Source organism: Kitasatospora sp. NBC_00039 (genome assembly GCF_045160625.1).
In the GTDB taxonomy this organism is placed as follows: domain Bacteria; phylum Actinomycetota; class Actinomycetes; order Streptomycetales; family Streptomycetaceae; genus Kitasatospora.
The window spans coordinates 5,930,724-5,942,746 of record NZ_CP108289.1 but is presented as its reverse complement, the minus strand read 5'-3'; the positions used below and the strand labels follow the sequence as shown (position 1 = coordinate 5,942,746).

10 protein-coding genes and 2 tRNA genes are annotated in these 12,023 nt (G+C 72.8%); 4 read left to right on the top strand and 8 right to left on the bottom strand.

Features of this window, described 5'->3' with window-relative positions; all coding sequences use genetic code 11:
* Nucleotides 1-19: 19 nt before the first annotated feature.
* A tRNA-Pro gene (locus OG286_RS26405) sits at nucleotides 20-93 on the bottom strand.
* A 144-nt stretch (nucleotides 94-237) separates the two neighbouring features.
* Here OG286_RS26405 and OG286_RS26400 point away from each other — a divergent pair.
* Nucleotides 238-311: transfer RNA gene (locus OG286_RS26400), tRNA-Gly, on the top strand.
* Between the two features lie 83 nt (nucleotides 312-394).
* Here OG286_RS26400 and OG286_RS26395 read toward each other — a convergent pair.
* Entirely contained in the window at nucleotides 395-934 is a 540-nt protein-coding gene (locus tag OG286_RS26395; protein ID WP_405365812.1) for a hypothetical protein, read from the bottom strand.
* Between the two features lie 202 nt (nucleotides 935-1,136).
* Between OG286_RS26395 and OG286_RS26390 the strand changes: the two genes are divergently transcribed.
* Nucleotides 1,137-1,928 (top strand): DUF6348 family protein, encoded by a 792-nt coding sequence (locus tag OG286_RS26390; RefSeq protein ID WP_396323159.1) that lies wholly within the window; start codon nucleotides 1,137-1,139, stop codon nucleotides 1,926-1,928.
* Nucleotides 1,929-1,979: 51 nt separating this feature from the next.
* On the opposite strand, the gene OG286_RS26385 is transcribed toward OG286_RS26390, so the two are convergent.
* The 4 genes from OG286_RS26385 to OG286_RS26370 form a co-directional block, all read right to left on the bottom strand.
* Nucleotides 1,980-2,174 carry a hypothetical protein gene (locus OG286_RS26385; protein ID WP_360197031.1) on the bottom strand — a complete coding sequence of 65 codons (195 nt, stop codon included), beginning with the start codon at nucleotides 2,172-2,174 and terminating at the stop codon, nucleotides 1,980-1,982.
* Nucleotides 2,175-2,677: 503 nt separating this feature from the next.
* Nucleotides 2,678-3,820: a PP2C family protein-serine/threonine phosphatase gene (locus OG286_RS26380; RefSeq protein WP_396323158.1), complete on the bottom strand. Its 1,143-nt coding sequence runs from the start codon at nucleotides 3,818-3,820 to the stop codon at nucleotides 2,678-2,680.
* 401 nt (nucleotides 3,821-4,221) lie between these two features.
* Nucleotides 4,222-4,710: a ribose-5-phosphate isomerase gene (locus OG286_RS26375; RefSeq protein ID WP_396323157.1), complete on the bottom strand. Its 489-nt coding sequence runs from the start codon at nucleotides 4,708-4,710 to the stop codon at nucleotides 4,222-4,224.
* Between the two features lie 55 nt (nucleotides 4,711-4,765).
* A complete protein-coding gene (locus OG286_RS26370; RefSeq protein ID WP_396323156.1) occupies nucleotides 4,766-5,380 on the bottom strand; it encodes a biotin transporter BioY in 615 nt (204 codons plus the stop codon).
* Nucleotides 5,381-5,650: 270 nt separating this feature from the next.
* Here OG286_RS26370 and OG286_RS26365 point away from each other — a divergent pair, with 270 nt between their 5' ends.
* Complete coding sequence (locus OG286_RS26365) at nucleotides 5,651-7,069, top strand: amino acid permease (protein ID WP_396323155.1); 1,419 nt, start codon at nucleotides 5,651-5,653, stop codon at nucleotides 7,067-7,069.
* A 72-nt stretch (nucleotides 7,070-7,141) separates the two neighbouring features.
* Here the strand turns inward: OG286_RS26365 and OG286_RS26360 are convergent, their stop codons facing one another.
* A complete protein-coding gene (locus OG286_RS26360; protein ID WP_396323154.1) occupies nucleotides 7,142-7,774 on the bottom strand; it encodes a DsbA family protein in 633 nt (210 codons plus the stop codon).
* Between the two features lie 233 nt (nucleotides 7,775-8,007).
* Here OG286_RS26360 and pepN point away from each other — a divergent pair, with 233 nt between their 5' ends.
* Nucleotides 8,008-10,593, top strand: coding sequence for an aminopeptidase N (gene pepN / locus OG286_RS26355; RefSeq protein WP_396323153.1), 2,586 nt, complete (start codon nucleotides 8,008-8,010; stop codon nucleotides 10,591-10,593).
* A gap of 128 nt (nucleotides 10,594-10,721) precedes the next feature.
* On the opposite strand, the gene OG286_RS26350 is transcribed toward pepN, so the two are convergent.
* On the bottom strand, nucleotides 10,722-11,921 hold the full coding sequence (locus OG286_RS26350; protein ID WP_396323152.1) for a glycoside hydrolase family 18 protein: 1,200 nt from the start codon (nucleotides 11,919-11,921) through the stop codon (nucleotides 10,722-10,724).
* Between the last annotated feature and the right edge of the window lie 102 nt (nucleotides 11,922-12,023).

Here is a 12,023-nt window from a genome sequence, read left to right as displayed (position 1 = left end):
ACGAGACCCTGCCGCACTGTCGGGGTGACCGGATTCGAACCGACGGCCTTCCGCTCCCAAAGCGGACGCGCTACCAAACTGCGCCACACCCCGTGGTGCCGAGAGGAAGCGTACACGCCGGGCCCTGCCGGTTCGCCGACATATCCGAGGCCCTCACGACGAATCCGGTGTGCACGCAGCCGACCGGACCAGGTACGCTGTTCCCGACCTTCCGTCCGGCAACGGCCGGGGGATCACGCGGGCGTAGCTCAATGGTAGAGCCCTAGTCTTCCAAACTAGTCACGCGAGTTCGATTCTCGTCGCCCGCTCCAACCGTCCGGCCCCGGAGAGACGTCACCGTCCCCCCGGGGCCGTTCGCTTTCCGGGAGACACCTCTCGACGGACCGTCAGCCGGTCAGAGGCCGAGCCGTCCGGCCCGGGCGGCGGCCCGGTCGAGCAGCCGGTGGACGTCGGCCTGGCGAGTGGTCGGGCGGTCGTTGTACTCGTCCGGGGAGTTCGCCGGGCGGCCGGTGGCGTGCAGCACCTCCATCAGCTGGACCCGGGCGGTACGGACCGTCAGCGGGGTGCCGTAGCCGTGCGCGAGGACGGCGGTCTGGGCGCCGAGCAGGCAGACCCGGCCGGCCTGGTCCCACATCGCGCCCTGCAGCCAGCCGTGGGCGCCGATGTAGCGGGAGGCGAGCCGCAGGTGGTCGGCGGCGGTGACGGGCACCGGGCGGGCCGGGCGGCGCAGCGCCCGGTCCAGCAGGGTGGCCCGGGGCAGCGGGTGGCCGGCGTGCCAGGGCTGCAGGGTGGAGCCGTGCAGCGGGACGTACGGGACCGGCGTGCGCGCCGGGGCGGGCAGCGAGGCGAGGTAGGCCTCGATCTCGGCGACCAGGCCGGAGCCGTCCGGGGCGAGGAGCAGTGGCGGAGGGGGCGTCAGGTCGGTGCGGGGCATGCGGTTCTCCAGGCGGTGGCCTACGGTTGCCGCTACCCAAACTGGGGCATTCGGGACATTCTCGCGACCGGAGAGGACGGGGGCCTGGCTCCGGGGCGGTTTCCCGGCAGGGCTCCGGGCCGATAGCCTCGGCGGCGTTCGAGCGCAGTTTCGAGAACACTGCGAGCCGAGGCGGCTGCGAGCCCTAGGTGGAGGAGTACCCGTGCGTCCCCAGGACCGACTGGCCGTCATACAGCGCTGTGTGGTCCAGGAGATGGCGCGCTTCGGGCAGGTGTTCACGGTCGACGGCGAGGTGGTGCGCGGCCCGGGCACGACGGCGGTGGCCGTCCGCGAGCACCCCGGCCAGGACGGCGCCGGCCACGTCGACCTGGGCTACGTCCTCCGGCTCGGCCGCGCGGACGCGCCGGTGGTGTGGGACTGCGCGGCCGGCCTCGGCAAGACCGAGGAGGAGAAGCTCGCCAACGCGGTGCGGATGTGGGCGACCACCACGGCCTCGGCGCTGGTCGAACAGGAGCAGGGCCGGGGTGTGCACGGCGACCACGCCGACCACCCGGAACTGCCGGGCTGGCACGCCGTCCAGGGGCCGGCGGCGGTGTTCGGCTTCGGCAACGAGAGGCTGGCCGGCTGGCTCGCGGAGCACCGGGTGCTGCCCGCGCTCGCGCCCGCGCTGCTGCCGGACCTGGCCGGGGGTGGGCCGAACGGGGTGAAGCTGTTCCTCGGCGGCAAGGCGGGGGACGACGTCGCCGAGGTCCGGGTCAACGGCGAGGTGTCGGAGGCCGCCTCGGCGGCGCTGCGCGCGCTGGACTGGCCGCGTGGCGAACGCCTCTGCTGGGCCCGGCTGTTCGTACTGCTGACGGCCCGCGGGACGACGCTGCGGCCGGCCACGCCGACGGGCGCCGCGGGGCCCGCGGCGGTCCGGGCGCCGGCCGTGGCGGCGGCGCGGCCCCGGGGGCTGTTCGGGCGCTGGCGGCAGGCCAGACGGGCCGACCGGTGACAGCCGGCTTCCGCCGCACCCGCCCCGGGCCCCGGACGAGGCCCCCGGGGGTCAACTGGCGATGTTGGAAATGCTCTTGGCGATCTGGGTCAGGAAGTCCTGGATCGGCTTGGCGGCCGTGCTCTGGTTGAGCATGAAGCCGAACAGGGCGGCCAGGATGAAGTGCCCGGTCTTCAGCTGCTTGTTGCGGATGAAGATGAAGCAGATGATGCCGAACAGGACCAGCGCGGAGACGGAGAGTGCCACCCGGACTCACTTCCTCGTTTCATAGCGGGGTGCCAGCGCCTGACAGCCCCTGCGAAGCCGGACCCCGGTCTGTCCGACGGTCCCGAGGCGGAACAGCAGTTCGTCCGGCCTGTCCCGGCCGGAGGGAGAGCCCGCTGCGGCCGCACAGTGCCCGTCGTGCCGCACGTGACGCCCCCCATCCCCCGAATCCTGACCAGTCCCGCCCGGACTCAGTGTGGTCGACCGTGCCGGTTGCGTAAAGGTCTGGCTGCCAGCCGAACGCCGATATCCTGCGATGCGAGACGAGTTTCCGCCGACCGAGACCATAGCCGAGACGTTCTGACGAATCGTCGGCGGGGCCGCGCTGAGCGGCGGGGAAACGCCCGGCGGGCCGGAGCGGAAGCGGCAGGTCCGGTCCGGTGACGGCAGGTCCGAAATGGCCGAAGATCAGCTCCCCGGCTTGACAGCACCTGCCCGCGGCATGTGCCGGGCGGAAGCGGCCCGGCAGGACGGCCGGCGGGTGGTCAGTCGCGCCAGAGCAGCAGCACCGCACGGTCGTCGTTGATGTCCCGGGCGACGGTCTCGATCAGCCGGGAGGCCGCGCCGACGCCGGCGCCGGGGCCCGCGCCGGGGACCAGCCGGTCGGCCTCGCCCATCAGCCGGTCCATGCCTTCGGAGAGGTCCCGGCCGGGGGCCTCGACCATGCCGTCGGTGCAGAGCAGCAGGACGTCGCCGCGGTTCAGCCGGCCGCGCACGCCCTCGAACTTGGCGCCGTCGTAGATGCCGAGCGCCGCGCCCTCCGAGGCCTCCTTCATCTCCCAGCGCCCGGCGCCGGCCAGCCGCTGCATGCCGGGCAGGTGGCCGGCCGAGAGCAGCTCGTACTCGCCGGTGTCCAGGTCGAGCACCAGGTGGACGGCGGTCGCGAAGCCCTCCTCCCAGGACTGCCGGAGCAGGTAGCCGTTGGCGGCGGGCAGGAAGTCGTGCGCGGGCAGCGACCCGAGCAGGCCACCGAAGGCTCCGGAGAGCAGCAGGGCCCGGGAGCCGGCGTCCATGCCCTTGCCGGAGACGTCCGCGAGGACCACCTCCAGCACCCGCTGGCCGGGGCCGGTCCGGGCGGCGACGACGAAGTCACCGGAGAAGGACTGCCCGCCGGCCGGGCGCAGCGCCATGTCGGCGTGCCAGCCGTCCGGCAGCCGGGGGACGCGGCTCTGCACCCGCAGCCGCTCGCGCAGGTCGAAGAGCATGGTCGAGCCGCCCCACCAGGGGACGCCGACCCGACTGCGGAACTGGGCCAGCAGCAGGCCGCCGACCCCGGCCGCGCCGACCACCAGGGCGGCGCCGGGGGTGACGCCGTAGGTGTAGGCGTCCGGGTCAGCGCTGGCGACCCGCTGGCCGGTGTGGATCACGGACTCGGCGGAGAGGCCGAGCGCGGCCAGCGCGTACAGCACCACCAGGCTGCCCGGGCGCAGCAGCAGCGCGGCGGCCAGGATCGGCAGGACCAGCGAGGTGGGCGGGGCCCAGGCGGGGATCCAGATGTTGAGCAGGATCAGCAGCGGGACGAGCAGGGCGAGCGCGCAGAGCACCGGCCAGTCGGCGGCGCCGCCGCGGAAGTAGTCGACCCCGGCCGTGCGCAGCCTTCGGCGGACCCGGCGGAGCCTCTTGCGCAACCGGGCCGTCACGGGGTCGGACGCCGTGGCGGCGCCAGGCCTCGTCGCAGTCGTCTGGGGCGGTGTGCCCGGCGCTCTGCCAGCCATGGGGACCGACCATATCCACGGTTGCGGCCCGGCGTCGACGGCTCGGGTACGGGCGGCGCCGCCGTGGCGCGGGCGCGTCAGCGGGTTTCGGCCGATTGCGGCGGGCACCGCCCGCTGCGTCAGGAAGCCTGTGCCGGTTGGGCGTACGAACCACGCGGGCGGCGCATGCGCCCCGCACGCAGGGCGGTTCGTACGCCGGTCGGACGGGGCGGGCGCTGTGGCCGATCACACAGGGGCGCACGCCCGCACAGACGCGCCGGCCGGCCGCGCTGCGGGAGCGCGGCCGGCCGGCGGGAGGGTTCGACGGAGGTGGCTCAGCCCTGCTGCGGGTGGTGGGCCGGGATCGGCGGGAGCTCGCCGGTGGTCTCGTACTCGCTCAGCATGGCGATCCGGCGGGTGTGCCGCTCGTCGCCGCTGTACGGGGTGCTGAGGAAGATCTCCACGAACTTGGTGGCCTCGTCCTCGGTGTGCATCCGGCCGCCGATGGAGATCACGTTGGCGTTGTTGTGCTCGCGGCCGAGCGAGGCGGTCTGCTCGCTCCAGGCCAGCGCGGCACGCACACCCTTGACCTTGTTGGCGGCGATCGCCTCGCCGTTGCCCGAACCGCCGATCACGACGCCCAGCGCCTCCGGGTCGGCGGCGGTGCGCTCGGCGGCCCGCAGGCAGAACGGCGGGTAGTCGTCGAGGGCGTCGTAGATGTGCGGACCGCAGTCGACCGGCTCGTGGCCGGCCCCCTTCAGCCACTCCACGAGGTGGTTCTTCAGTTCGTATCCGGCATGGTCGGAGCCCAGGTAGACGCGCATGCCACGAGTGTGGCATGCGCGCTCACCCGGGCCGTGCAGGGGGCGGCGCCCGCCTTCAGCGGCGGCCGAGGAGCTTCCAGGCGAGCGGCAGGGCGCCGGCCGCGAGGGCCGCCTTCAGGGCGTCGCCGACCAGGTACGGGTAGAGGCCCAGCTCGGCCGCGCGGGCCAGCGGGACGTCCAGGGAGAAGGCGAGGTAGGGCACGCCGACGGCATAGATGGCGAGGCTGCCGAGAACCATGGTGACGGCGGTGTTCACCGGGGTCCGGTCGGCGCCGCGGCGGGCCAGCGCGCCGGTCAGGGCGGCCGCCACGACGAAGCCGAGCACGTAGCCGAGCGACGGCATCGACCAGCCGGAGGTGCCCTCGGCAAACCAGGGCAGGCCCGCCATGCCGGCCAGCAGGTAGAGGCCGAGCGAGGCGACGCCGCGGCGGGCGCCGAGCGCGGTGCCGACCAGCAGGGCGGCGAAGGTCTGGCCGGTGACCGGGACGGGCGAGCCGGGGACGTTCACCGAGAGCTGGGCGGCCAGGCCGGTGAGCGCGGCGCCGCCTGCCACCAGGGCGAGGTCGCGGGCCTGGGCGCCGAGCCGGGTGGATGCGGCGGGCAGCAGGTCGGCGAGGACACCGCGGCCCAGTGTCGGGGTGCTGGCGGTCGGGGTGCTGGCAGTGGCCATCGGGGATTCCTCTGATGATCAGGTGAGTGAACACCTGTGAACCTACGCGGTGATCGCCGCCGGCACCGCCGGGGAACCGGACAAAGCCCGGAAGTCGCTCCTTGTCGGGTCCGACCCACCGAGAGCGACGGAACGTGAGGGTTCCGGCCATTCTCCGTCACGATCCGGTCCGCATCCTGGGCCCGAGCCGGACATTCTTGGCACGGGCAACCGCGTCCCCGGATATTGGGCAACTCGCACCGCCATCCGAACAGTCTGGATCCCCACCCCATGGCCCGTACCTCCGCGCCCCCGGCGCCCGGGACGACCTCCCCCGCCGACACCCCGGCCGACGACGGCCGGCAGCTCTCGCACGGCCTCAAGCAGCGCCACCTCTCGATGATCGCGCTCGGCGGGGTCATCGGCGCCGGTCTCTTCGTCGGCTCCGGGGCTGGCATCGCGGCGGCCGGACCCGCCATCATCCTGGCGTTCACCCTGTCCGGCCTGCTGGTCATGCTGATCATGCGGATGCTCGGCGAGATGTCGGCCGCCCGCCCGGCCTCCGGCTCGTTCTCGGTCCACGCCGAGAAGGAGATCGGCCCCTGGGCCGGGATCACCGCCGGCTGGATGTACTGGGTGATGCTCTGCTGCGGCGTCGCCGCCGAGGCCACCGCCGCCGGGAAGATCGTCAACGGCTGGGTCCCCGGCGTCTCCGCCTGGGTCTGGGTCGGCCTCTTCATGGTCTTCTTCTGCGCCAGCAACCTGACCGCGGTGAAGAACTTCGGCGAGTTCGAGTTCTGGTTCGCCGCGATCAAGGTCGCCGCGATCATCGCCTTCCTGGTGCTCGGCTCGCTCGGCGTGGCCGGGGTGCTCGGCGACGGCTCCCCCGGCACCACCAACCTCACCGGCCAGGGCGGTTTCCTGCCCACCGGTGTCAACGGACTGATCGTCGGCCTGCTCGCCTCGGTCTTCGCCTACGGCGGCCTGGAGACCGTGACCATCGCCGCCGCCGAGTCCGACGACCCCAAGCGCAACGTCGCCAACGCGGTGCGCACCGCGGTCTGGCGGATCGCGATCTTCTACATCGGCTCGATGGCCCTGGTCGTCACCCTGGTCTCCTGGAAGGACCCGTCGGTCGTCGAGAACGGCCCGTACGTGACGGTCCTCCAGCACCTGGGCGTACCCGGTGCCGGCACCATCATGGAGACCGTGGTGCTGATCGCCCTGCTCTCCGCGATGAACGCCAACATCTACGGCTCCTCCCGGATGGCGTACTCGCTGGTCTCCCGCGGCCAGGGCCCCAAGGCGCTGGCCAAGGTCAGCGGCGGGGTGCCGCGGGCGGCCGTGCTGGCCTCCTGCCTGTTCGGCTTCGGCGCGGTGCTGGCCTCCAAGTTCTGGCCGGACACCGTCTTCACCTGGCTGATGAACACCACCGGCGTCGCCATCCTGGTGGTCTGGTTCTTCATCTGCGTCGTCCAGCTGAAGATGCGCCGCCGGCTGGAGCGCGAGGCGCCCGAGCTGCTCACCGTCCGGATGTGGGGCTACCCCTACCTGACCTGGATCGCGATGGCCGCCGTGGTCGGCATCCTCACGCTGATGACCACCACCGAGGGCAACCGGGAGCAGTTGTACGCGGCCGGCGTGCTGGTCGCCCTGCTCATCGGCGCGGGCCTGCTCAAGCAGCGCCGGGACGCCGCGCGCACCGCGTAGCGCACGCGCGAGGGCCCGGTACCGCTTCGGCGGTACCGGGCCCTCGCGTTCGCGCGGAGCCGCGCGGCGTCACTACTCGAAGGACGGGCCGGCGGTGCGGGTGCGCTTGATCTCGTAGAAGCCCGGGGTGGAGGCGACCAGCAGGGTGCCGTCCCAGAGGCGGGCGGCGGCCTCGCCGCGCGGCGTCGGGGTGACCACCGGGCCGAAGAACGCGACCTGCTCGCCGTCCACGCCCTCGACGGCGATCACCGGGGTGCCGACGTCCTCACCGACCAGGGTGATGCCCTCCTTGTGGGACAGGCGCAGGGCCTCGTCGTACACGTCCGTGCCGGCCGCGTCGGCCAGCTCGGCCGACAGGCCGGCGGCGACCAGCGCCGCCTCGATCGTCTCGCGGTTCTGCGGCAGGCCCTGGTTGTGGAACCGGGTGCCCAGCTCGGTGTAGAGCCGGCCGAGCACCTCGTCGCCGTGCTTCTCGGCGGCGGCGATGCAGACCCGGACCGCGCCCCAGGCGTTGTCCAGCAGCGTGCGGTAGTGCTCCGGCAGGTCGCGGCCCTCGTTCAGCACCGACAGGCTCATCACGTGCCACCGCACGTCCACCGGGCGCACCTGCTGGACCTCGATCAGCCAGCGGGACGTCATCCAGGCCCACGGGCAGGCCGGGTCGAACCAGAAGTCGGCGGTCTTGCGGTCAGCGGCAGTCGTCACAGCGGTGGTCTTCCTCGGAGGTGGGGCGGCAGAGAGACGGGGCGGTGCCCCGCACGGGGCTCCCCCGCTCCCAACATCCACTCGGCGCCGCTGATTCCGGGCCCACACCGCGACTTGTGCAATGGTACCGGCGCAAAGGGCGTGAAAGGATGCCCCCGCAGCACTACAGCGCAGCACCTGACCGCAGCAGCGAAAACCGCACCACCGTGCGTGCCGGACAAAGGAGTACCGCCGTGCCGGGCAAGAACCTGAGCCGCGACGAAGCCCAGCAGCGGGCCAGCATCCTGGCCGTGGACAGCTACCAGGTCCGGCTGGACGTGACCTCGGCCCCCGACCCGGCGGCCGCCACGTTCCGCTCCACCACCACCCTCGCCTTCCGCTGCGCGGAGCCCGGCGCCTCGACCTTCCTCGACCTGCTGGCCCCCTCCGTCCGCTCGGTCACCCTGAACGGGCGCGCGCTCGACCCGGCCGCCGCGTTCGACGGCGCCCGCGTCCACGTCGACGGCCTCGCCGCGGAGAACGTCCTCGTGGTCGACGCCGACTGCGCGTACAGCCGCACCGGCGAGGGCCTGCACCGCTTCACCGACCCGGTCGACGGCGAGACCTACCTCTACACCCACTACGAGCCGGCCGACGCCCGCCGGGTGTTCGCCACCTTCGAGCAGCCCGACCTGAAGGCGCCGTTCTCCTTCACCGTCACCGCCCCCGCCGCCTGGGACGTCCGCTCCAACGCCGTCCACGAGAGCGTGACCGGGGACGGCAGCGGCGACGGCGCCGCGCGCACCTGGCAGTTCGCGCCGACGCAGCCGATCTCCACCTACCTCACCGCCGTCGTGGCCGGCCCGTACCACGTGGCCGGCGACCACTACAGCCGCACCCTCGCCGACGGCACCGTGCTGGAGATCCCGCTCTCCGCGCTCTGCCGAAAGTCGCTCGCCCCCTACTTCGACGCGGACGAGATCCTCGGCGTCACCAAGGCCGGGCTCGACTTCTTCCACGAGGTGTTCGACTACCCGTACCCGTTCGGCAAGTACGACCAGGCGTTCGTCCCCGAGTACAACATCGGCGCGATGGAGAACCCGGGCTGCGTGACCTTCCGCGAGGAGTTCGTCTTCCGCTCGAAGGTCACCGAGGCCGCCTACGAGGGCCGGGCCAACGTCATCCTGCACGAGATGGCGCACATGTGGTTCGGCGACCTGGTCACCATGCGCTGGTGGGACGACCTCTGGCTGAAGGAGTCCTTCGCCGACTTCATGGGCTCCTACGGCCTGATCGGCGCCCGCACCCGCTACTCCTCGGCCTGGATCACCTTCGCCAACCAGCGCAAGGCCTGGGCCTACCGACAGGACCAGTTCCCCACCACCCACCCGATCACCGCCGACATCCGGGACCTGGAGGACGCCAAGCTCAACTTCGACGGCATCACCTACGCCAAGGGCGCCTCGGTGCTCAAGCAGCTGGTGGCGTACGTCGGTTCGGAGGCCTTCTTCGAGGGCGCCCGCCGCTACTTCAAGCAGCACGCCTTCGGCAACACGGAACTGGGCGACCTGCTGGGCATCCTGGAGGAGACCAGCGGCCGCGACCTCACCGCCTGGGCCGCCGCCTGGCTGCAGACCGCCGGCGTCAACGCGCTCACCCCGCAGGTCACCGTCGACGCCGAGGGCCGGATCACCGAACTCGCCGTCCTCCAGGACGCCGGCAACGGCAACGTCCTGCGCCCGCACCGGATCGCGGTCGGCCTCTACGACCGGGACGCCGACGGCGCACTGGTGCGCACCGACCGGATCGAGCTGGACGTCACCGGCGCCCGCACCGTCGTCGCCGGGGCCGCCGGCCGCGCCCGGCCCGCCCTGGTGCTGCTCAACGACGACGACCTGACGTACTGCAAGATCCGTTTCGACGGCGAGTCGCTGGAGACGCTGCGCACCGGCCTCGGCGACATCCAGGACGACCTGGCCCGGGCACTCGCCTGGTCCGCCGTCTGGAACCTGACCCGGGACGGCCTGATGCCGGCCCGCGACTACGTCGCACTGGTACTGCGCTTCGCCGGCCAGGAGTCCAACATCGGCGTGCTGCAGTCGCTGCACACCCAGGCCAAGAGCGCCGTCGACCTGTACGCCGCGCCGGCCTGGCGCGGCGAGGGCGGCCGGCTGCTGGCCGACGGCGCACTGCGCGAGCTGCGCGACGCCGCCCCCGGCAGCGATCACCAGCTGGCCTGGGCGCGCTTCCTGGCGCAGACCGCCAACGGCTCCGAACACCTCGGCCTGGTCCGCGGCCTGCTCGCCGGCACCGCCCGGATCGACGGCCTGGACGTCGACCAGGAGCTGCGCTGGTCCCTCTGGCTGACGCTGGCCGCGGCCGGCCAGGCCTCCGACGAGGAGCTGGCCGGGGAGCTGAAGGCCGACAACACCGCCAGCGGCAAGCGCCAGTACACCCAGTGCCTGGCCGCCCGGCCGACCCCGGAGGCCAAGGCCGCCGCCTGGTCCGCCGTGATCGACTCGGACGAGCTGCCCAACGCCCTGGTCGAGGCGAACATCGCCGGCTTCGCCCTGCCCGCGCACCGCGACCTGACCGCGCTGTACGCGGCGCCGTACTTCAAGCTGCTGGAGCGGGTCTGGTCCGAGCGGACCATCGAGATCGCGATGCGGATCGTCGGCGGCTTCTTCCCGCACGCCCAGATCAGCGAGGCGACGCTGGCCGAGGCGGACGCCTGGCTGAGCGGCCACCCGGACGCGGCGCCCGCGCTGCGCCGGCTGGTGCTGGAGCGCCGGGACGACCTGGCGCGGGCGCTGCGGGCGCAGGCCTGCGACGGGATCTGACACCCCTGCCGAGCGGAACGGCCGGGGCCCGCCGCGAGTGATCGCTGCGGCCCCGGCCGTTTCTCCGGCCCGCGTTCCTTCGGTGGGCGCGCCTTCGGTGGGCGCGCCTTCGGTGGGCGCGCCTGCCGTCAGCCGCGCTGGAGGCCGCGGTCGATGGCAGCGACCATCGTGCCCTTGGCGTCGTCGCCGTCCAGCGCCCAGACCATCACGCCGCCCAGGTCGTTCCACCGGGCGTAGCGGGCCTTCTGGGTGACCACCTCGGGGGTGTCGTAGCTCCAGAAGGTGGTGCCGTCGTACTTCCAGCTCGCGCCGTGGTCACGGTCGGTGTAGACCTTGCCGGGCTGCGCGGCGACCTCCTTGTAGGTGAGGTCGGCGGTCGCGGCGCCGGCCGGCTGGTACAGGCCGTTCCGGTCGCCGGCCGGCACGCCCGTCCAGCCGTGGGCGTAGAACGGCACGCCGAGCACGAGCTGCTCGGAGGGCAGGCCGCGCTCGATGTAGTGCTCGACGGCCGTATCCGCGCTGCGCCGGCGCGGCTCCGGGTCGGAGTAGAGGTTGGCGTGGTGGTTGGTCGGGCCCTTGCCCTCCCACGGGCCGTGCAGGTCGTAGGTCATCAGGTTGAGGAAGTCGACCGAGCGGGACAGCTGCGGCAGCTCCAGCCGGTCCGCGACGGTCTCGTTGGCGGCGACGGCCGCGGTCAGCAGGCAGTGCGGGCCCCTGCGGCCGCTCAGCTGGTCCAGCTGGCGGCGGAACTCCTGCATCAGCAGGGTGTAGTTGCGGCCGTCCTCGGGGCGCACGACGTTGCCGGCGTCACCGCCGCCGCCCGGGTACTCCCAGTCGATGTCGATGCCGTCGAAGACGCCCGCGCCCGCGCCGGTGCCGCCCTCGGAGGAGCCGGCGAGCCTCGGCAGGTTGCCCTTGATGTACAGGTCGATGCAGGAGGAGACGAACTTCCGGCGGGAGGCGTCGGTGGCGGCCGCGTCCGTGAAGTACTTGGACCAGCTCCAGCCGCCGAGTGAGATGACCGCCTTCAGCTGCGGGTTCTTCGCCTTGAGCTTGCGCAGCTGGTTGAAGTTGCCCTTGAGCTTCTGGCCGGCGGTGTCGGCCACGCCGTCCACCGACTGCTCGGCGCCGTACGGGCGCTGGTAGTCGCTCAGGGCGTCGCCCAGGCCGGCGTCGTTGGTCTCGAAGCAGGTGCCGTCGGCGGAGACGTTGCCGAAGGCGTAGTTGATGACGGTGAGCTTTCCGGCCTGGCCGGACTCCTGCACCCGCTTCGCGGAGCTGTAGGCGCCCCACTGGGTGAAGTAGCCGACCCGCTGCCCCTTCAGCATCAAGTGGTCTGGACCAAGCTGAGACAGAGGTTTAGTCCATTTGGTCTGGACATACAAGAGGCCGGACCGCGTGGACGCGGTCCGGCCTCTTGGCGCTACTGC

Coding starts and splice junctions, on each gene's coding strand:
- OG286_RS26395 (WP_405365812.1), bottom strand. CDS start 934: ATGCCCCGCACCGACCTGACGCCCCCTCCGCCACTGCTCCTCGCCCCG.
- OG286_RS26375 (WP_396323157.1), bottom strand. CDS start 4,710: ATGCGCGTCTACCTGGGCTCCGACCATGCCGGATACGAACTGAAGAAC.
- OG286_RS26370 (WP_396323156.1), bottom strand. CDS start 5,380: ATGGCCACTGCCAGCACCCCGACCGCCAGCACCCCGACACTGGGCCGC.
- OG286_RS26365 (WP_396323155.1), top strand. CDS start 5,651: ATGGCCCGTACCTCCGCGCCCCCGGCGCCCGGGACGACCTCCCCCGCC.
- OG286_RS26350 (WP_396323152.1), bottom strand. CDS start 11,921: ATGCTGAAGGGGCAGCGGGTCGGCTACTTCACCCAGTGGGGCGCCTAC.